Source organism: Deinococcus ficus (assembly GCF_003444775.1).
GTDB classification, from domain to species: Bacteria; Deinococcota; Deinococci; order Deinococcales; family Deinococcaceae; genus Deinococcus; species Deinococcus ficus.
Genome location: NZ_CP021081.1, coordinates 1436405 through 1453866, shown reverse-complemented (window position 1 = coordinate 1453866; position 17462 = coordinate 1436405). Strand labels below are relative to the sequence as shown.

Sequence of the window (17462 nt, the reverse complement as noted above, 5' to 3'; positions counted from 1 at the left end):
TGAGCCTGCGTCCCCGCCTCGCGCGGGGCGCTGCCTTTCAGGGCCAACCTAAAGAAACCCCGAGGACCCACTCATGACTCTGAACAAACGTTTCCTGCCCCTGCTGCTCCTTCCGCTCGTCGCCGTCGCCCCCCAGGCCCAGACCCCCAAGGGCAAGCTCGGGTACCTGAACGTTCAGGCAGCCGTGAAGGCCATGTCCGGCAGCGCCAACTATCTGAGCGTCGTTGCCAAGGCCGACAGTGACCTGGCCGCCCGTCAGAAAACTATCCAGAACCTCGCCAAGACCGCGAACGCCACCAAGGCCGCCAAGGACATCACGGCGCTGCAGAACGCCCAGAAGGCGTACGCGCAGGCGCAGAGCTCCCACATGCAGGCCATCAACAAGGCCATGCAGCCGCTGGCCGCGAAGCTCAACCCCGTGGTCGCCAAGACCGCGAAGGCCAACGGCTACACCGTGATCCTGGACCAGCGCGTGGCGGCTCAATCCAACCTCGTGGTGTACGCGAACGCGGGCGCCGACCTCACGCCGGCCGTCATCAAGGCCCTCAAGTAACGCCACCGAGCAAAAGCAGGGACCCGGCCACTGGCCGGGTCCTTTTCGTGTGAGTCGGGCTGGTTAGAGGCGCACAGTTTCGTTCGTGCCGAGGTCGTCGCCGCCCTTCCCGGTGAGTTTCTGGCGGGCGAACGCGAACAGCGTGTGCAGCTTCCCGTCACTCTCCCAGAATTCCGCGCCGTTCGCGTTGACGCGGATCAGCTGGATGTCCGGGTCGGTCTTGCCCTGCGGGAAGTACGCCTCGTAGAAGTCGCTCCACAGCTCGTCCAGTTTCGCGGGGTCCTCGACCAGCGCGGCCGTGCCGTTGATACTCACGTACAGGCCCTTGCCGGGGTTGGAGTAGCTGACGTTCACCTGCGGACGGGCGCGCATGCAGGCCACCTGCTCGCTCTTCCTGCTGCCGATGAACCACACGTCCCCGTCGAACTCTGTCTGCTGGGTCGTCATGGGGTGGCTGTGCAGGTGCCCCTCGTCGGTGCTCACGGTCAGCATCGCGAACTTGATGTCCTTGATCATGCCGGCGATCTGCGCGATGCGTTCCTCGTGGGTCAGCTCCTTCTGGTCGTGTTCGCTCATGGGCCTACGCTGCCGCCTGCCCTCCCGGCAGATTGGGAGGCGGGGTACCCTCTGAACGGAACCGTTACGAACGGTGAAGTGCGCCGCCGTTCAGACCAGCCCGCCGCGCGCCCGCATTTCCACCTGCAGGGCCGGCACGTCCACCGCGCGCACCGCGCCCCCATGCGCCCGGGCCGCCCAGGCCGCCGCGATGCCGGCCGCCTCCCCCATGGTGTGACAGTTCTGCTGCACCCGGATGCTGGACTGCGCCTCGAAGGAACTGGAGGCTGCCCGGCCCGGCACGAGCAGGTTCGTCACGTCCTGGGGGATCAGGCAGCGGTAGGGAATCTCGTGGTACTGGTCCCTGGCGAAGTAGGGCGCCTCGCCGTCCCGTTCGTGCAGCAGGGTCGCGCCGCCCTTCACACTGTGGATGTCCACCGGGTAGTGGTTGCGACACACCGAGTCCGGGAAGCGCGCGCAGTCCAGGATGTCCGGCAGGGTCAGGGTGTACTCGCCCACGATCCGCCGCGTCTCCCGGATGCCCACCATCGGCGCCACCACGCCCAGGAACGCGTCCTCGCAGCCGGGGAGGAACGCCCGGCAGAAGGCGACCAGCCGCCGGATCGCCTGCCGGCCGTCCACCTGCGCGGCCGACAGCTGCCAGGGGTCCGCGCCGTCGTTCAGGTCCGCGCGGATGCGGGGGCAGTTGAAGCTCAGCTCGCCCGGGCGGCCCGGCACGCTGAACGCCTGGAAGTAATCCCCGTCGCGTTCCAGCAGCACGCCCTGGCTTACCGCGCGGCGGAACAGCGGTTCCAGGCTGGAGTTCCGGCCCCACACCATCCAGAAGTGCAGGAAGTCGGCGCTGTCCTGCCCCTGCCCGTGCTCCCGCAGGAACGCCATCAGCCGCCCGGTGTCCACCCCGGCCAGCGTGAAGCGCAGGCTCATCGCCTGATGCAGGCCGTCCTCGTCGCCGCCGGTCACGGGGGCCCCTGCCAGCCGCGCCAGGTCGGCGTCCCCGGTCGCGTCGATGAACGCCTCCGCGTGAAGCGCTTGAAGGCCGCCCTTGTTGTGCACGACCAGCGCCTGCACCTTGCCCCCGTCCATCACGGGCGCGACCACATGCGTGTGGAACAGCACCTCCCCGCCGCTCTCGTGCAGCAGGTCGTCCAGCACGAACTTCAGGCCCTCCGGGTTGAACCAGTTGTCGTTCCCGTGCCCGTCCCGCGCGCCGTCCCCCTGCCTCAACAGCCGGGCCTTGATCTCGTCCGTCAGGCCGCGGTTCAGGTTCTCGCCCGCGGACACGTTGCGCATCAGGGGCGTGACCCAGGCGTTCGTGCCGGTGCCGCCCAGGCTGCCCTGCGCCTCCACGACCAGCACCCGCGCGCCCGTGCGGGCCGCGGCGATCCCGGCCACCGCGCCGGCCGTGCCGCCCCCGGCCACGATCACGTCCCAGGTGCGGTCCAGGGTGCGGTAGGGCAGCGTCATCAGCCCTTCACCGCGCCTTCCAGGCCCTTCATGAAGTATTTCTGGCCCAGCAGGAACACCACCAGGATGGGAATGATGGTGATGACAGCCCCTGCCATCACGGCGCGGCTGTTCGTGCTGAACATCCCGCTCAGTTCCAGCAGGCCCGCCGAGAGGGGTAGCGTCTGGCTACCGGGCGGCAGGATGATCCGCGCCCACAGGAAGCTGTTCCAGTACGCCACGAATTCCAGGATCGCGAAGGCCGCGATGGTCGGCATCGCCAGGGGCAGCAGCACCCGGCGCCAGATGGTGAGCTCCCCCGCGCCGTCGATCCGGGCCGCCTCGATCAGTTCCTGCGGCACGCTCAGGTACGCCTGCCGCAGCAGGAACAGGCCCACGATGCTCGCCAGCCCGGGCATCACGATGGCGAAGTACTGCCGCAGCGTGTCCAGCACCGGATTGATCTCCTTCAGGAGGCCCAGTTTGGTGGTGGTCACGTAGTTCACGATCAGTCCGGACTCGTTCGGCAGGACCATCAGCGTGAGAATCGCGTAGAAGATCAGGTTCCGGCCCGGGAACTGCATCTTGGACAGCGGGTACGCCGCCAGGGCCGCCAGCGTCACGCTCAGGGTCACGCCCAGCAGGCAGATCGCCACGCTGTTCAGGATCAGCCGCCAGAACGGCAGGGTGGTCCCCGTGAACACTTCGACGTAGTTCTTCAGGCTCACGCTGCTGGGCAGCAGCTTGGCCTGGTAGATGTTGCCGGTCTCTTCCAGGCTGGTGATCAGCGTCCAGTAGAAGGGGTACAGCGTGATCATCGCGATCACGATCAGCAGCGCGTATGCGCCGAGGTTTCCCAGTCGGGCGCGCCGGGCACGCCGGGCCTTCAGGTCGGCGGCCAGTCGGGCGTGAGCCAGCATGTCGGGCGTGGCACTGGCCTCGGCGGCGCCTCCGGGGGCGGGCAGGGTGGCCGGCTCAGCCATCGGCCTTGCCTCCCTTGGTCAGCTTGAAGTTCAGGATGCCGAACAGGATGCTGATCACCGCGATCACGATGCCGCCCGCGGCCGCCAGCCCGTAACGGAAGTCCCCGAACGCGCGGGAGAACGTGTAGAACAGCGCCGTGTAGGTGCTCCCGGCAGGGCCTCCCTGCGTCATCACGTAGATCTCCTCGAACACCTTGATGGCGCTGATGGTGCTCATCAGGCTGCACACCAGGATGGTGGGCCGCAGCCCTGGCAGGGTGATGTTCCAGAACACCTGCGCGCGGCTCGCCCCGTCGATCACGGCCGCTTCCTCCAGTTCTGGGCTGATGCTCTGCAGACCCGCAAGGTACAGCACCATGTAGTACCCGATGCCCTTCCACAACGTCACGAACATCACCGCGTACAGGGCGGTGCTGGGGTTGTTCAACAGGCTTCCACCCTTGTACAGGCCCAGCGCGCTCAGCACCGCGTTCACCGCGCCGTCCTGCTGGTACATCCAGGTCCAGATCAGGCCCACCACCGCGAAACTCGTCACGACCGGAACGTAATACGCCGTGCGGAAAAACCCGATGCCTTTCAGGGGCCGGTTCACCAGCAGCGCCACCAGGATGCTGATCACCTGAATGACCGGCACGACCAAGATGTACGTCAGGCTGTTGCGTAGCCCGGACCAGAACTGCTCGTCGGCGAACAGCTCCCGGAAGTTCTCCAGCCCCACCCATTTCGGCGGGTTGATGATGTTGTACTCCGTGAACGCCAGGTAAGTGCCGAAGATCACCGGCCAGGTGTGAAAGGCCAGCAGCATGATCAGGAAAGGCAGCAGGAACGCGTACGCGATCAGGGTGTTGCGCGCGGTGCGGCGGGCTCCAGCCGTTCCGAGTCTCAGCTCTTCTCGGCGCGACAGGCGCCGGGGTGTGGAAGTCATGAAGGGAAGTGTACGCATTCCCGCCCCGGCCGGCATGAAAAAACCTCCCCTGGGACGGGGAGGGCGGAGGGGAGGAGATCGGGGCTCAGCGGTCCGGCCGGCCACCCCCGGCGGGAGTCCGCCCCCGGGCGGCGTCCGCCAGCCGCTCCTGGAACCCGCCCGGGGGCGCTCCGGACGAGCCGGCCGCCCGTTCGGCGTCCTGGCGCATGCGGGCTGCGGCGTCCTGCATGTCCTGTCCGGCCTTCCGCGTCATGTCCTGTGCCCGTTCGGCCGCGCGGGTCGCCTCCACGCGGGCGCGGCCGGCCAGTTCGCCGGCCTTCGAGAGCCCCCCTTCCACGCCCCGCTCGATGCTCTGGCTCAGGTCAGTCATGTCCGCCTCATACTCGCCGCGGCGCACGTCTGCGCGGGCTCGGGCCTCGGCGGCCGCGAGGCGTGAGCGTTCATTGGCGGCCTCGTCGGTGCCGGTGCGGGCGGCCACGTCGTGCGCGACGGCGCGGCCCCGGTCGAGCAGTTCCTCGGTGCTGGCTTTCGCCACGTTCACCAGACTGTCCATCAGGCCCTTGCGGGGTGGGTTACTCATGGGCTGATGGTGCGCCCGGGATGGCGTGGGGGTGTGAATGCTGCCTCAGGACCGGTTCACGGTCCCGGGGCACACGGCAGGCGGCCCGCCGGGTGGGGCGGGCCGCTTCGGTCGGGCACGAAGGTCAGTGGCCGTCGCCGTCCTGCGCTTCGCGTTTGCCCTCGTTGAATTCGGCGTGGGCTTCACGGTTGTGCACTTCGGCCTTGGCGCGGTCCTCCAGGGCGCGGGCCTTGTCGGTCGCGTCTCCGGTCACGGCGTGCGCGACCTCGTGCCCGGCGGCGCGGGCGCGGTCCGTGGCTTCGTTCACCTTGGCGGCGGCGGCGTCCAGCATGTTCTCGGCAGCAGATTTGTCACTCATGAATAGAGACCTCCTGAAATTGAACTTGCCCCGCGCAATCGGAGGTGACTTGCCGTGGGCAGGCATTCAGTGTGGCGGGCTCGACCGTGGCCTGGATGAAGGGCGCCCTGGGCAAACGATCACGCTCGGCACCCCAGAGCCCCCGCAAGCCTGCACCGGGTCCAAACGCACGCAGTAACACCCGCCGCGTGGCGGCAGCTCACCCGGCGGGGGTACAGTGTCAGGTCATGGACAAGCACATCAAGGTTCCCGCAACGGGCGAGAAGATCACCATGCAGAACGGCAAACTCACCGTTCCGAACCACCCCATCATCCCCTTCGTCGAAGGGGACGGCACCGGTCCCGACATCTGGCGGGCGTCCGTGCGTGTGTTCGACGCTGCGGTGGAGAAGGCCTACGGCGGCGAGCGCAAGCTCGAATGGATGGAGGTGTACGCGGGTGAGAAAGCCCTGACGGTGTACGGCGCCAACGAGTGGCTGCCCGAAAGCACCCTGGTCGCCTTCCGCGAGTACCTGTTCGGCATCAAGGGCCCCCTGACCACCCCGGTCGGCACCGGCATCCGCAGCATCAACGTGGCGCTGCGTCAGGAACTCGACCTGTACGCCTGCGTGCGTCCCGTGCAGTACTTCGAGGGTGTGCCCAGCCCCGTCAAGCGTCCCCAGGACGTGGACATGGTGATCTTCCGCGAGAACACCGAGGACATCTACGCCGGCATCGAATGGAAGGCCGGCACCGACGAAGCCGAGAAACTCCGCGGCTTCCTGATGCGCGAGATGGGCGTGAACAAGATCCGGTTCCCGGACAGCAGCTCCTTCGGCGTCAAGCCCGTGTCCCGTGAAGGCACCGAGCGCCTCGTGCGCGCCGCCATCCAGTTCGCCATCGACAACGGCCGCAAGAGCGTCACGCTGGTGCACAAGGGCAACATCATGAAGTTCACCGAGGGCGGCTTCCGCGACTGGGGCTACGAGCTCGCCAAGCGCGAATTCGGCGGCGTGGAACTCGACGGCGGTCCCTGGCTGCAGCTGCCCGGCGGCATCGTCATCAAGGACGTCATCGCCGACAACTTCCTCCAGCAGATCCTGCTGCGCCCCACCGACTACGACGTCGTCGCCACCCTGAACCTCAACGGCGACTACCTCAGCGACGCCCTGGCCGCCCAGGTCGGCGGGATCGGCATCGCCCCCGGCGCGAACATCAACTACGTGACCGGCCACGCCATCTTCGAGGCCACCCACGGCACCGCGCCCAAGTACGCCGGCAAGGATGTCATCAACCCCAGCAGCGTGATCCTCTCCGGCGAGATGATGCTGCGCTACATGGGCTGGACCGAGGCGGCCGACCTGATCCTGAAGGCCCTGGACGCCACCATCCAGGACAAGACCGTCACCTACGACTTCGCCCGCAGCATGGAAGGCTCCACCGAGGTCAAGACCAGCGAGTTCGCCGACCGCATCATCGGCCACATTCAGCAGGGCTGAGCCCCGCCACCGCCGGCGCCGGACCAGGGGACCTTCCCCGGTCCGGCGCTTTCCCTCGGTTGCTGCGGCATACTGTCCGGCGTGCTGCGCCTCGTGTTTGCCCTGGTGGGCGTGATTCTGCTCGCCGTGACCGCCCTGGCCGTGATCTGGCTGGCCGGGCAGGTGCTGGCTGGCCTGGGCCTGGTGGTGGCCGGCACGGCCGGCGTGCTGTTCAGACTGCTGTGGTTCCTGATCGTGGCCGGCGTGCTGGGCGGGCTGGTGTACTTCGTGACCAGCGCCTGGCGTCCCGCCGGGCGGGGGCAGGGGAGGGCCGCAAGCCCGGCACCGGCCAAGGCCGCCCCGCCCGTCATTGTGGCCACCGCGGCGCCCCTGGACACCCCGGCCGAGAGCCCGTCCACACCTGGCCGCTGAGCCGGGCGGCCTGCTGCTGGCGTGAGCTGCGCCGCAGTCCATGCGGTTTCGCGCGGTATACTGTAAGGCTGTGACGCGCCACGCCTCCACCTGACCGAACAGGGGCACTCCGGCGTGATCCGGGTGTCTCACGGCATATCAGGAGGACTTTTGAGTTACTGGCGCAACGAAATCAAACCCCTGCTCGACGCGGAGACCGGCACCCTGTTCAAACAGGCGCCGATCCGCGTGACCCTGGCCTTCCCGAACCGCTACAGCGTGGGCATGGCTTCCCTGGGCTATCAGGTCATCTACCGCATGTTCAACCAGGAGGAGAACGTCGCCTGCGAGCGCGCCTTCCTGCCCGACGACGTGGACGCCTTCGAGAAGACCGGCCAGGCGCTCCCCACCGTGGAGTCCGGCCGGGCCGCCGGGGACTGCGAGCTGTTCGCGATCAGCGTGTCCTTCGAACTGGACCTGACGAACATCATCCGGCTGCTGGACGTGGCCGGCATGAAACCCCTGCGTGAGGAACGCGACGAGGCCGACCCGGTCGTGATGATCGGCGGGCCCTTCACCAGCAGCAACCCCTACCCGCTGACCCCGTTCGCGGACGTGATCATCATCGGGGACGGGGAGCAGATCATCCCCGTGGTCAGCGAGGCGATGCGCGAGTCCGCCACCCGCGAGGAGTTCTACGACCTCGTGGACGGCATGCCCGGCGTGTTCCTGCCCGCGCGGCACACGCACGAACCCAAGTGGGCGACCGCCCCGAAGGAACTGCTGCCCGCCTACAGCCAGATCGTCACCCCGCACAGCGAACTGAGCAACATGTTCCTGGTCGAGGCGCAGCGCGGCTGCCCCCGGCCCTGCACCTTCTGCCTGGCGCGCACCATGTACGGCCCGAACCGCAACAACCAGGCGCAGGAACTGCTGGACGTGATTCCGGACTGGGTCCAGAAGGTCGGGCTGGTGGGCGCGGCCCTGTCGGACTTCCCGCACACCAAGTACGTGGGCCGGACCCTGACCGAGCGCGGCGTGAAGCTGGGCGTGAGCAGCATCCGCGCCGACACGGTGGACGCCGAACTGGCCGAGATCCTCAAGGCCGGTGGCCTGCGGACCTTCACGGTCGCGTCGGACGCGCCCAGTGAGCGGCTGCGCCGCTGGCTGAAAAAGGGCATCACCACCGAGGACCTGCTGAAAACTGCACAGATCAGCCGCGACCTGGGTTTCAGCGGCCTGAAGGTGTACATGATGATCGGCCTCGGCCCGGAAACGGACGACGACATCACCGAACTGATCAGCTTCACGAAGGATCTCGCGAAGGTGAACCGCATCGCGCTGGGCATCAGCCCCTTCGTGCCCAAGCGCCACACCCCGCACTTCGCGGACCCCTTCGCGGGCGTGCAGACCATCGAGAGCCGCCTGAAGCGCATCCAGAAGGAACTGCGCACCACGGCCGAACTCCGCAACGTGTCCGCGAAGTGGGCCTGGGTGGAGAGCGTGATCGCGCGCGGCGGCGCGGAGGTCGGCATGGCCGCCTACCGCATCTACCGCAACGAGAGCATCGGCGCGTGGAAAAAGGCGCTGGCCGAGGTCGGCTGGAGCGACACCTTCGAGACGAACACGCCCAGCATCGGCCTGCCGCCCGGGCAGTACGAGAGCCGGGACGTGAGTGCGCACGCGCAGGGCCTCGCGGTCTGATCGTCACTGGCGAATCGACACACGGCTGCCTTTCATTCGAATAGCCATTTCTCCTGAATCCAGGCAAGCGGATAGCGCTTCGCCTGGATTTCCTTCAGAATGACAGGCATGACCTCCCAAGCCTCCCGCCCGCAGACCATGGCGGAGAAGATCCTCTCCAGGCGCAGCGGCCAGGCCGTGTACGCCGGGGACCTCGCCGTGGTGGACGTCGACCAGGTGATGGTCGTGGACTCCATCGCCCAGAGCTTCATCGAACGCATGCAGCGTGACCTCGGCGCCCTCCCGAAACACCCGGAGCGCGTCAGCATCGTCATCGACCACGTCGCCCCGGCCAGCACCGTGTCCGTCGCGCAGGCGCAGAAGGAAGCCCGCGAGTACGCCGCCGCGACCGGCGTGCGCCTCTTCGACGTGGGGCGCGGCATCTGCCACCAGGTCCTGATGGAAGAAGGCCTCGCCCGGCCCGGCTGGATCGTGCTGGGCAGCGACAGCCACAGCACCACCTACGGCGCCGTGGCCGCCTTCGGCACCGGCATGGGCGCCACCGACATCGCCCTGGCAGCCGCCAGCGGCAAGACGTGGCTGCGCGTCCCGGAGAGCGTCAAGGTCATCTTCACGGGCGAGCTGCAACCCGGCGTGACTGCCAAGGACGCTGCCCTGGAAATGATCCGCCGCCTCGGCGCGGACGGCGCCACCTACCAGAGCATCGAGATGCACGCCGGCGACCGCTTCACCCGGGGCGAACGCATGACCCTGGCGAACCTGTGCGTGGAGGCCGGCGCGAAGGTCGGGCTGGTCGTACCCGGCGGCGAGATCCTGACGGAGTACGGGTACGACATCCCGGACTGGGTGTACCCGGACGCGGGCGCCGCGTACGTGCAGGAAATCCACATCGACCTGTCGGCCCTGAACCCCCGCATGAGTGCGCCCAGCGAGGTGGACAACGTGCACGACGTGGCCGAGCTGCGGGGCCTGAAGGTGGACCAGGTGTTCATCGGCACCTGCACGAACGGCCGCATCGAGGACCTGCACGCCGCGGCCGACGTGCTGCGCGGCCGGCAGGTCGCCCCGGGCACCCGCCTGCTGGTGATCCCGGCCAGCAGTCAGGTGCTGGAAGAGGCGCTGACCGACGGCACGCTGCTCACCCTGCAACGTGCCGGGGCGGTGCTGGGGACGCCCGGCTGCGGGCCGTGCATGGGCCGGCACCAGGGCGTCCTGGCGCCCGGGGAGGTGTGCGTGAGCACCTCGAACCGCAATTTCATCGGCCGGATGGGCGACAAGGACGCGAAGATCTACCTCGCGTCCCCGGCCGTGGCCGCCGCCACCGCCGTGATGGGCCGCATTGCCCTGCCGCAGGACCTGACCAGGGCGCCCGCATGAGCACCGACCCCCACTTCTGGACCGTGCTGGACACCCTGGTCAGGGAGGCTGAGGTGGTGATCGAACGGCCCGCCGGAACGCCCCACCCGCGCTTCCCCGGGTCGCTCTACCCCCTGGATTACGGCGCCCTGCGCCACACCCGCTCCGGGGACAGCGCGGACATCGACGTGTTCCGCGGGACGTCTGGCCGTCATGACGTGACCGGCGTGGTCGCCACCGTGGACGCCCGCAAGCGGGACGCGGAACTCAAGGTGCTGCTCGGCTGCACGGCGCAGGAGGCCGAGGCCGTGCGGGCGTTCCTGTCCTGGCCCGGGTCGTTCGGCTGTCTGGTGCTGCCCCGCACTCCCCACCAAGTTCAAGGAGGCCAGTAAGCATGCCCAGAATCTGGAAATTCGGTGACAGCGTGAACACGGATGACATCCTGCCCGGCAAGTTCGCGCCGTTCATGGCCGGTGAGGACGTGTTCCAGACCTTCGCGTTCCATTACATCCGCCCGGAGTTCGCCGCGGCGGTGCAGCCCGGGGACGTGCTGATCGGCGGGCGGAACTGGGGCCTGGGCAGCAGCCGCGAGTACGCCCCGCAGGCGCTGAAGAAACTGCGGATCGGGGGGATCGTGGCGCCCAGTTTCGCGCGCATCCACTACCGCAACCTGCTGAACCTGGGCATCCCGGCCTTCGCGTACGACCTGACCGGCGTGCTGGAGGACGGCGCCGAGGTGAGCCTGGACGCCGCCAGCGGGGAACTGCGCCACGCGGGGGGCGTGATCCAGCTGCCGCCCCCGCCGGAGTTCCTGCGGGAGGCCCTGGCGGCCGGGAGCATCCTGGAGTTCTTCAAGCAGCACGGCCGCTTTCCCGGGGAGAAACCCGCCGGGGAGTAAGGGGAGACAGGTCAGGGGGCGCCCGCAGGGGCGCCTCTCTTCGTACACTGGGGCATGCCCATTCTGGAAATTGAGTGCCCGATCTGCGCGGAGGTTCTGGAACTGACCGATGAGGACCGCGCCGAACTCTCGGTCGGGGACGTGATCGTGTGCGATTCGTGCAACGCCGAGATGGAGGTGACCCGCAGCGGGGAGGGGGAGGACTTCGAACTGGACCTGCTGGGCGTGCTGACGGTATGCCCGGGCTGCGGGGAGGAGTTCGACGTGACGGACGAGATGCTGGCCGCCGCGCCGCTGCTGGAATCGCCGGACGGGTCGCAGGTGAGCGTGGTGGAGTGCCCCCACTGCCGGGCGAAGATCGAGCTGGAGTTCACCGAGGGAAGCGACGCGGAGTAATCCTGGCGTTGCTGGGGGTCCTGCTGTCCGCGAGGGGATCTGCCCTAGACGATTTCGTTTGTAAATCTATGATACGATTTAACCTGTCAAACGAGAGGAGTCATCATGTCTACTGTTCAATTTGAAAACCCGGACACCGGAGCGGCCATCGAACTCACCAACCCCGAACTCGGCGAACTCGTCATCGACGACGAAACCGGCGTCGAATACGAGGTCGTCAGCCTCGACCCCCCCCGCCTCCAGGCCGCCCCCCAGGAAGCCGAGGACTGGGGCGAGTAAACCCCACCCCCCCAGCGGTCAGCCCGGACGCCCCGGCTGACCGCTGAACCCTGCGCCCCCCGCCCCACCCAGGAGCCCCGCATGGCCGACCTCGCCGTCATCTATGACCGCATCCGCCCCGACGAGAAGATGCTCTTCGAGGCGCTCGACGACCTCGGCGTGCCCTACGACAAGGTGTACGCCCCCCACCTCACCCTCACCTTCGACGATCAGGGCGCCCAGCAGGTGCCCTGGAAGGTCGCCATCGAACGCTGCGTCAGCCAGTCGCGCGGGCACGCCGTCACCCGCGCGCTCGAAGCGTTCGGCGTGCACGTCATCAACCCCGCGCACGTCATCGAACTGTGCGGCGACAAGCTCGCCACGAACGCCCGCCTGCACGCCCACGGCCTGCCCACGCCCCGCACCGGCGTCGCGTTCGACGGCGACGCGGCGCTGCAACTCATCGAGGAGCTCGGCTACCCGGTCGTGCTGAAACCCACCGTGGGCAGCTGGGGCCGCATGGTAAGCCGCCTGAACGACCGCCACGCCGCCGAGGCCGTCATCGAACACAAGGAGGTGCTCGGCGGGCCGCAACACGGCATCTTCTACGTGCAGGAACTCATCGACAAGCCCGGGCGCGACATCCGCGCCTTCGTGGTCGGCGGGCAGTGCATCGGCGCGATCTACCGCACCAGCGAGCACTGGATCACCAACACCGCCCGCGGCGCCAGGGCCACCAACTGCCCCGTCACCCCGGACCTCGCCGACCTGGCCGTGAAGGCGGCCGCCGCGGTGGAAGGGGAGATCGTCGCCATCGACCTCGTCGAGGCGCCCGGACGCCAGAACGAGTGGGGCGGGCTGGTCATCATCGAAATCAACCACACCATGGAGTTCAAGAACAGCGTGGCCACCACCGGCGTGAACATCCCGCGCCTGATGGCCGAGCACGCCATCCGCCTCCTGGCCTGACCACCTGATGGAGAGGGCCCCACCGCATCTGCTCGGTGGGGCCCTCTCTGTTTGCCGCCTTCATGCGGAAAGCTGGGAAGTGCTGTTCAGACGTTGAAGCCGAACATGCGCATCTGGCGCTTGCCGTCCTCGCTCATCTTGTCCGGACCCCATGGCGGCGTCCACACGAATTCCACGTTCACGTCGGACACGCCGTCCAGGCGGCCCACGGCCATCTCCGCGTCCGCGCGGATCAGGTCCTGCACCGGGCAGCCGACGCTGGTCAGGGTCATGGTGATGTCCACGTGCCCGTCGGCGTTGATGTCCACGCCGTAGATGAGGCCCAGGTCCACCACGTTTACGGGGATTTCCGGGTCCTTGACGACCTTCAGCGCCTCGCGGATCTGCGCTTCGGTGGGCAGGGCGCCGCTGGCGGCCACAGTCTCGGGCTGCGCTTCGCCGGTCATGCGCGGTCCACCGGGAGGCCGGCCTCGTCCCAGGCCAGCGTGCCGCCCTGGAGGTTGGCGACGCGGGTGTAGCCCTGGTCCATCAGGAACTGCGTGGCGCGGCCGCTGCGGGCGCCGCTGCGGCAGATCAGGACGATCTCCTGGTCCTGGGGCAGCTCCGCGTAGCGGCTCTCGAACTCGCTGAGGGGAATCAGCTGCGCGCCCTGGGCGTGAACTTCGTCGTACTCGTTCTGCTCGCGCACGTCCACGAGCAGCGCTCCGCGCTGCACGCGGGCGAGGCCTTCCTGGGGGGTGACTTCCTGCATGCCCCCAGCATACCCGACCCGGGCGGAAACCTGAGTAACCCAGTCGGGATGCGCCCGCGGGTGTCCCGCTATGCTTGCCGCATGCCAGTGCCCGCCGGCGTCACCCTGCTCGACCTTCGCCCCGAACCCCTGCGGGCCGCGCAGCCCCTGGGCGCCCTGCTGCCGCACCACCGGCTCGTGACCCTCAGCCTGGACGAGATCGAGGACGCCCGGCACGGCCTGACGCCCGCCGACGGCCCGCTGCTCGTCCTGTGCGAACGGGGCGTGCGCTCGCAGCTCGCCGCGCGCTTCCTGCGTGCCGACGGCCTGAACGCCGAGTCCTACCCGGGCGGCTTGCCCGCCCTGCTGCGCGAACTCCCGCGCTGAGCCGTCCTCATGCCCGCTGCACTAGACTGAGAGGATATGAGCCTGCCCGCTGGATTCATCAGCACCCGTGACGTTCTGGACGAGAAACTCAGTGGCCCCGAGGTCCGGCGCCTGGAATTCGCGTACGGCAACGAGGAACTGCTGTACGGCCTGGACCTGATCGGTGTGGGCGGCCCCTTCTACCGCGTCACCCCCTGGGAACTGGAGGACGAGCGCGGCGTGCGGCGCATCAACGTCAGCGGGTACTCCGCCGTGCCGTTCGGCGACATGCCGCCGGCCATCACGGGCTTCATCCGGGAATTCATGGAGAAAAACCGCGCCATGAGCCTCCCGCAGCAGTCCAGCAGCCCCTGGCGCGCCGCGCTGGAAGCGAACCTCGTGCGGCTGCTCGCGCGGGAACTGCCCAGCCACAGTGACGATCAGGTGTTTTTCTGCTCCAGCGGCACCGAGGCCATCGAGGGCGCCCTGAAGTTCGCCCGCGCCTACCGCCCCGGGTCGAAGTACAGCATCTCGTTCACCAGCGCCTACCACGGCAAGACCCTGGGCGCCCTGAGCCTCACGCCCAACCCCGAGTACCAGGACGCCTTCAAGCCGCTGGTGCCGGGCGCCGTGACCACGCCGTACGGGGACCTGCGGGCCCTGAGCACCCTGATCCGCCGGCTCGGGCCGGACAAGGTCACCTGCGTGGTCGTGGAACCCATCCAGGGCGAGGGCGGCGTGAACATCCCCCCGCCCGGCTTCCTGACCGGCCTGGGCGAACTGTGCGCCCGGCACGGCATCGTGGTCATCGCCGACGAGATCCAGACCGGCCTGGGCCGCACCGGACACTGGTTCGAATCGGCTGCGCAGGGCCTGGACCCGGACATCGTGACCCTCGCCAAGCCCCTCGGCGCGGGCCTGACCGCCGTGGGCGCCACCATCGTGCGCCGCAGCATCTACAAGAAGATGCTGCCGGGCCTGAGCAGCAAACGCCACAGCAACACCTTCGGCGGCGGGTCCCTCGCCATGGCCGTGGGCCTCAAATCCCTGGAATACCTGATGGAGAACGACTTCCCCGCCCGCAGCCGCGCCCTGGGCGAGGTGGGCCTCACGCGGCTGCAGGCCATGCAGGCCCGCCACCCGCGCCTGCTGGAAAAGGTCCGCGGGCAGGGCCTGCTGCTCGCCATGCAGTTCCAGCCCATGCTGGGCGTGCCGCTGCCGGGCGCCCTGAAGGAACTGCTGTTCGAGGCGACCGCCATCCTGGCCCTGCGGCAGATTCACGAGGCGGGCGTCATGGCGAACCTCAGCCTGAGCAGCAAGCGCACCGTGCGCCTCACGCCCGCCCTGGACATGCCCGAGGACCTGCTCACCCAGGTGTTCGACCGCTTGGACGCTTTCGCGGCGCGGCAGCCCACCTCCCGCCACATCCTCACGAATACGCCCGCCGGCCTCACCGCGCAGCTCGCCCGCTACGCCGCCACGCCCGCCCGCAACCGCGCCCGCTCCTACGAGTAAGGTCAGGCGAGGCCGCAGGCGCGCTGGAGCAGCAGGTGCAGCTCGTCGCGGCCCATCCGCCGCGTGCGCAGCGTCACCGTGGACGGCAGCGGGTCGGCGTTCTCCGGCAGGGGCGCGTACCGGAATTCCGGCCGCAGGATCAGGTCACGGCCGGCCGTGAGGGCCACCGTGAAGTCCAGCCGCAGCTCGTACCCGGCGTTCAGCGTGTCCCGCAGCGGCCCGGCGTCCCCGGCCATCAGCGCCAGCAGGGCCGGGTGCGTCTCGAACCCGTCCTCCAGGTCCCGCAGCAGGCGCTCGGTGTCCACAAACAGACCCGCGCCGCGCAGCGTGTACCCGCTGATGCGGCGCCGCGCGGCCTCCGGCGGGTCGCCCCGCACCACGCTCACGGTCCGCCCGGCCCGCCTGGCGGCGTCCAGCATGGCCCACAGCCGCCCCAGGCTGGAGTAGGTCGCCAGCCCCACGTACCCGGCCGGTTTCGCTGACAGCGGCCGTCTGGGCCGTTCACTGAGGCGGGGGTCCGTCACGGCTTCACACCACCACCACGCCGTGATGCTTGGCCTTCTCGGGCGGCTCCACGTGAATGGTGACCTGCGCGCCCGGCATCTCGGCGCGGATCGCTTCTTCCAGCACGTCGCAGATCACGTGGCTACGCGAGACGGTCATGTCGCCCGGCACCACCAGGTGAAACTCCACGAAGGTGACCTGCCCGGCCTGCCGGGTGCGCAGGTCGTGCATTTCCAGCGCGCCGTCCGCGTGTTGGCTCATGATCCGCCGCAGCCGGGCGGTGGTGTCGGGGTCGGCGCCGTCCATCAGGCCGCCCACGCTCTCGCGCACCAGATGCCACCCGCTCCACAGGATGTTCACCGCGACCAGCGCGGCCAGCAGGGGATCTAGCACGTGCCAGCCGGTGAAACGGGCCAGCAGCACGCCCGCCAGCACGCCCACGCTGGTCACCACGTCGCTCATGACATGCCGCCCGTCGGCCAGCAGGGCCGGGGAGCCGATGCTGCGGCCCTCGCGAAGCAGGAAGGTGGCCCACACGCCGTTGATGACGCTCGCCAGGCCGTTAACCAGCAGGCCGTCCAGCGGCGCGGCGCGCGCCCCCGGGTTCTGGATGGCGGGCAGCGCCTCACGCAGGATGGTGAAGGCCGCCAGCACGATCAGTACGCCCTCGGCCACGGCGCTGAAGTACTCAGCCTTGCTGTGCCCGTACGGGTGGTTGTCGTCGGCGGGGCGGGCCGCGATGCGCAGGGCGATCAGGGCCGCCAGGGCCGCGACGACGTTGATGATGCTTTCCAGCGCGTCGGAGTACAGCGCCAGGCTGCCGGTCATCTGGTACGCCACGAACTTCAGGCTGAGCACCACCACGGCGACCAGGACGCTGCCCGCGGCAATTCTGAGGGTCCGGCTGGTGGTCAGGGGCGCCATGCCCCGTCAGGCTAACAGGGTTAGGAGAGCCGAAGTTGACTTCCTGCGGCGCGAAAAATCCGGATGGGGCCGCCGGTCAGAACAGGAACAGCAGGAAGTACGTGACGCTGCCTTCCTTCCAGTCGGAAATCCGCACGCCGCGCCCGGTGGCGGTCACGTACTTTCGCTCCCCGTTGGGGTAGGTGCCTTTCAGGCGGTAGCCGAGCGCCGTCATGCCCTTGACCAGCGGGCCCTTCACGGTCTGCGGGTCGCCCTTCGTGGACCAGATCTCGATCCGCACGCCCAATGACTGGTAGCGCACGATCTCGCGCGCGTACGCGGTGAAGGTGCGGCCGCTGCACACGCGGGTCACGCCGGCCGGCCGGGTGATCTGTCCGTCCAGCATCCGGGAGCCGGTCGTGCAGGTGGGCGTGGCGGGCGCCGCCTGCGCGGCGGGCAAGGCCGTCAGGCTGGCCGTGCACAGCAGCCCGGCCAGGAGGGGAAGGCACTTCCGGCGGGCGGCCCGGTCGGGTCTGGCCGGGCGCACCGCACGCGGAAGGGATTGTTTCGACATCAA

General features: G+C 68.7%; 23 protein-coding genes. 12 read left to right on the top strand and 11 right to left on the bottom strand.

All coding sequences use genetic code 11. The features are described 5' to 3' along the window. The first annotated feature begins 73 nt into the window (after positions 1–73). Positions 74–553 carry an OmpH family outer membrane protein gene (locus tag DFI_RS07110; protein ID WP_043776634.1) on the top strand — a complete coding sequence of 160 codons (480 nt, stop codon included), beginning with the start codon at positions 74–76 and terminating at the stop codon, positions 551–553. Between the two features lie 63 nt (positions 554–616). On the opposite strand, the gene DFI_RS07105 is transcribed toward DFI_RS07110, so the two are convergent. The 6 genes from DFI_RS07105 to DFI_RS07080 form a co-directional block, all read right to left on the bottom strand. Continuing rightward, positions 617–1129, bottom strand: a complete 513-nt coding sequence (locus tag DFI_RS07105; RefSeq protein WP_027461571.1) for a pyridoxamine 5'-phosphate oxidase family protein — start codon at positions 1127–1129, stop codon at positions 617–619. Between the two features lie 90 nt (positions 1130–1219). After that, a complete protein-coding gene (locus DFI_RS07100; protein WP_027461570.1) occupies positions 1220–2593 on the bottom strand; it encodes an FAD-dependent oxidoreductase in 1374 nt (457 codons plus the stop codon). Beyond that, positions 2593–3555 (bottom strand): carbohydrate ABC transporter permease, encoded by a 963-nt coding sequence (locus DFI_RS07095; RefSeq protein ID WP_081425652.1) that lies wholly within the window; start codon positions 3553–3555, stop codon positions 2593–2595. Before DFI_RS07095 ends, DFI_RS07100 begins: the two co-directional genes overlap by 1 nt. Further along, the gene (locus tag DFI_RS07090) at positions 3548–4480 is read right to left on the bottom strand and encodes a carbohydrate ABC transporter permease (protein ID WP_022802012.1); all 933 of its coding nucleotides are present in this window, start codon (positions 4478–4480) and stop codon (positions 3548–3550) included. The genes DFI_RS07095 and DFI_RS07090 overlap by 8 nt, the downstream gene beginning before the upstream one ends. Before the next feature lie 85 nt (positions 4481–4565). Then, positions 4566–5060 carry a hypothetical protein gene (locus DFI_RS07085; RefSeq protein WP_051307380.1) on the bottom strand — a complete coding sequence of 165 codons (495 nt, stop codon included), beginning with the start codon at positions 5058–5060 and terminating at the stop codon, positions 4566–4568. Between the two features lie 124 nt (positions 5061–5184). Beyond that, the gene (locus DFI_RS07080; protein ID WP_027461568.1) at positions 5185–5418 is read right to left on the bottom strand and encodes a hypothetical protein; all 234 of its coding nucleotides are present in this window, start codon (positions 5416–5418) and stop codon (positions 5185–5187) included. Between the two features lie 227 nt (positions 5419–5645). On the opposite strand from DFI_RS07080, the gene icd reads away from it, so the two are divergent. The 9 genes from icd to lysX all read left to right on the top strand — a co-directional run bounded on the left by icd (position 5646) and on the right by lysX (position 12867). Then, the gene (gene icd / locus DFI_RS07075) at positions 5646–6896 is read left to right on the top strand and encodes an NADP-dependent isocitrate dehydrogenase (RefSeq protein WP_027461567.1); all 1251 of its coding nucleotides are present in this window, start codon (positions 5646–5648) and stop codon (positions 6894–6896) included. Between the two features lie 81 nt (positions 6897–6977). Beyond that, the gene (locus DFI_RS07070; RefSeq protein ID WP_211235335.1) at positions 6978–7307 is read left to right on the top strand and encodes a hypothetical protein; all 330 of its coding nucleotides are present in this window, start codon (positions 6978–6980) and stop codon (positions 7305–7307) included. Positions 7308–7457: 150 nt separating this feature from the next. Beyond that, positions 7458–8990, top strand: a complete 1533-nt coding sequence (locus DFI_RS07065) for a B12-binding domain-containing radical SAM protein (RefSeq protein WP_027461566.1) — start codon at positions 7458–7460, stop codon at positions 8988–8990. Between the two features lie 99 nt (positions 8991–9089). Beyond that, positions 9090–10367, top strand: a complete 1278-nt coding sequence (locus DFI_RS07060; protein WP_027461565.1) for a 3-isopropylmalate dehydratase large subunit — start codon at positions 9090–9092, stop codon at positions 10365–10367. Beyond that, entirely contained in the window at positions 10364–10738 is a 375-nt protein-coding gene (locus tag DFI_RS07055) for a hypothetical protein (protein ID WP_027461564.1), read from the top strand. Before DFI_RS07060 ends, DFI_RS07055 begins: the two co-directional genes overlap by 4 nt. Positions 10739–10740: 2 nt before the next feature. Further along, positions 10741–11244 carry a LeuD/DmdB family oxidoreductase small subunit gene (locus DFI_RS07050; protein WP_027461563.1) on the top strand — a complete coding sequence of 168 codons (504 nt, stop codon included), beginning with the start codon at positions 10741–10743 and terminating at the stop codon, positions 11242–11244. Between the two features lie 54 nt (positions 11245–11298). Continuing rightward, positions 11299–11640 carry a hypothetical protein gene (locus DFI_RS07045; protein WP_027461562.1) on the top strand — a complete coding sequence of 114 codons (342 nt, stop codon included), beginning with the start codon at positions 11299–11301 and terminating at the stop codon, positions 11638–11640. Between the two features lie 105 nt (positions 11641–11745). Continuing rightward, positions 11746–11919 (top strand): lysine biosynthesis protein LysW, encoded by a 174-nt coding sequence (gene lysW, locus DFI_RS07040; protein ID WP_022802022.1) that lies wholly within the window; start codon positions 11746–11748, stop codon positions 11917–11919. Positions 11920–12000: 81 nt separating this feature from the next. Continuing rightward, positions 12001–12867, top strand: coding sequence for a lysine biosynthesis protein LysX (gene lysX, locus DFI_RS07035; protein WP_027461561.1), 867 nt, complete (start codon positions 12001–12003; stop codon positions 12865–12867). Between the two features lie 86 nt (positions 12868–12953). Here lysX and DFI_RS07030 read toward each other — a convergent pair whose 3' ends face one another. Together DFI_RS07030 and DFI_RS07025 are read right to left on the bottom strand one after the other, a co-directional pair. Next, complete coding sequence (locus DFI_RS07030; protein ID WP_022802024.1) at positions 12954–13313, bottom strand: metal-sulfur cluster assembly factor; 360 nt, start codon at positions 13311–13313, stop codon at positions 12954–12956. Further along, on the bottom strand, positions 13310–13618 hold the full coding sequence (locus DFI_RS07025; protein ID WP_027461559.1) for a rhodanese-like domain-containing protein: 309 nt from the start codon (positions 13616–13618) through the stop codon (positions 13310–13312). Before DFI_RS07025 ends, DFI_RS07030 begins: the two co-directional genes overlap by 4 nt. Before the next feature lie 81 nt (positions 13619–13699). On the opposite strand from DFI_RS07025, the gene DFI_RS07020 reads away from it, so the two are divergent. After that, positions 13700–13984, top strand: a complete 285-nt coding sequence (locus DFI_RS07020) for a rhodanese-like domain-containing protein (RefSeq protein WP_027461558.1) — start codon at positions 13700–13702, stop codon at positions 13982–13984. A gap of 36 nt (positions 13985–14020) precedes the next feature. Next, entirely contained in the window at positions 14021–15478 is a 1458-nt protein-coding gene (locus DFI_RS07015) for an aspartate aminotransferase family protein (protein ID WP_027461557.1), read from the top strand. 2 nt (positions 15479–15480) lie between these two features. Here the strand turns inward: DFI_RS07015 and DFI_RS07010 are convergent, their stop codons facing one another. From DFI_RS07010 to DFI_RS07000, 3 genes are all read right to left on the bottom strand, one after another. Further along, on the bottom strand, positions 15481–16002 hold the full coding sequence (locus DFI_RS07010) for a hypothetical protein (RefSeq protein WP_022802027.1): 522 nt from the start codon (positions 16000–16002) through the stop codon (positions 15481–15483). Between the two features lie 4 nt (positions 16003–16006). Then, positions 16007–16906: a manganese efflux transporter MntE gene (mntE, locus tag DFI_RS07005; protein WP_022802028.1), complete on the bottom strand. Its 900-nt coding sequence runs from the start codon at positions 16904–16906 to the stop codon at positions 16007–16009. A gap of 76 nt (positions 16907–16982) precedes the next feature. Continuing rightward, positions 16983–17459, bottom strand: a complete 477-nt coding sequence (locus tag DFI_RS07000; RefSeq protein WP_155864493.1) for a hypothetical protein — start codon at positions 17457–17459, stop codon at positions 16983–16985. Between the last annotated feature and the right edge of the window lie 3 nt (positions 17460–17462).